Origin of the sequence: Microvirga soli, assembly GCF_016734765.1 — a bacterium.
Lineage (GTDB): Bacteria > Pseudomonadota > Alphaproteobacteria > Rhizobiales > Beijerinckiaceae > Microvirga > Microvirga soli.
Genome location: NZ_JAERQE010000152.1, coordinates 1 through 1,058 on the forward strand (window position 1 = coordinate 1; position 1,058 = coordinate 1,058).

Genomic DNA, 1,058 nt, shown 5'->3' on the forward strand with positions numbered 1-1,058 from the left:
CGTGAACGCTTCATTGTCCGTCCTTGTGAGGGGCCGGACTCTAACTCAACCTGGAGGAAAATTTCAGTGGCAGGTCATTTGGAGGCGCTCATGGCTTCTATTGCTTCTTGCGGAAACACGTTGAATTGAAAGAATGGCCAGGATTAATCCTGGCCATTCTTATATCGTCAATGCTTCTTGTCTCTAGGAGGGTTCGGATCGCGCCCGTAGCTATCACTATCCCGGATAGTGCCATCTTTCCGATGATCTACGAGTTCGACTTTTGCATCTCGAGCAAGGTCTCTGCCGCGATCTAGAGCATCCGACTTACGGTCGAAGTGGCCGCTCGAGCGCTGACCGCCTTCCCGCTTTACATCCCAACCACCATCGGCGTTGGGAACAACATGGTAGTCCTTCTTATTAGTCATATGTGTAGTCCAGCTATGGATAGAGCTAAGGCTCCGCTGGACGAACAGATGTTGACTCGATACGGTCCAGTGCCACCCGGAGAGTGGTAGCGAGTCTACTTCTTTCCGCCCCCACAAGTACCTTAGCAGGCTTCGTGGGTGCCGCCGCCGGGTCTCGTTCCCGGCGGCGGATTTCTAACGAGCGCAAGCGCTTGAATCTTTATCTTACCATTCACGGGTACATTGTTGGGTTGCGCACGGTGTTTTCCACAGTCAAAAGTTGATTATGCGCTTGTTGTGTTGTGGGGTTATTTTGTGAGTTGACCTTGCGTCATGATCCGCAGTTCCCGCAGGCCATTCGGCCGAATCTGTCGAGGACCCTGATTCCTCCACAGTCGACGCAAATTTCAGAGCCACGCATGCGGCGCTTTTTGCTTCGGTACTGATCCAAACGGAACTCAGCGGTTGGCACGTCTACTTTGCACATCTCGACAATCTCCTCGACGCTGTCGAAGAGGGACATGACAGAGTCTGGCAGTAGAAAATAACCGGCCCAGGTATTGGCCTGCCACTCCACTGACCACTCTTTGATATCCTTTTTTTCTAGGACGGCAAAGCCCGCTGTCTGGTAGCATGGGGTGGTGGGGGTCTTCTGTACCTGTGAGGAGGTGC

Annotated in this window: 2 protein-coding genes; both read right to left on the reverse strand. The window is 53.0% G+C overall.

All coding sequences use genetic code 11. The features are described 5' to 3' along the window. Positions 1-167 precede the first annotated feature (167 nt). Positions 168-407 carry a DUF2188 domain-containing protein gene (locus JKL45_RS29610; protein ID WP_201865347.1) on the reverse strand — a complete coding sequence of 80 codons (240 nt, stop codon included), beginning with the start codon at positions 405-407 and terminating at the stop codon, positions 168-170. Positions 408-717: 310 nt separating this feature from the next. Next, a partial coding sequence (locus JKL45_RS29790) for an ImmA/IrrE family metallo-endopeptidase (protein WP_210345921.1) occupies positions 718-1,058 on the reverse strand: 341 nt, incomplete at its 5' end.

Bases quoted from the DNA above. Each gene is read 5' to 3' on its own strand.
- JKL45_RS29610 (WP_201865347.1), bottom strand. From the start codon at position 407: ATGACTAATAAGAAGGACTACCATGTTGTTCCCAACGCCGATGGTGGT.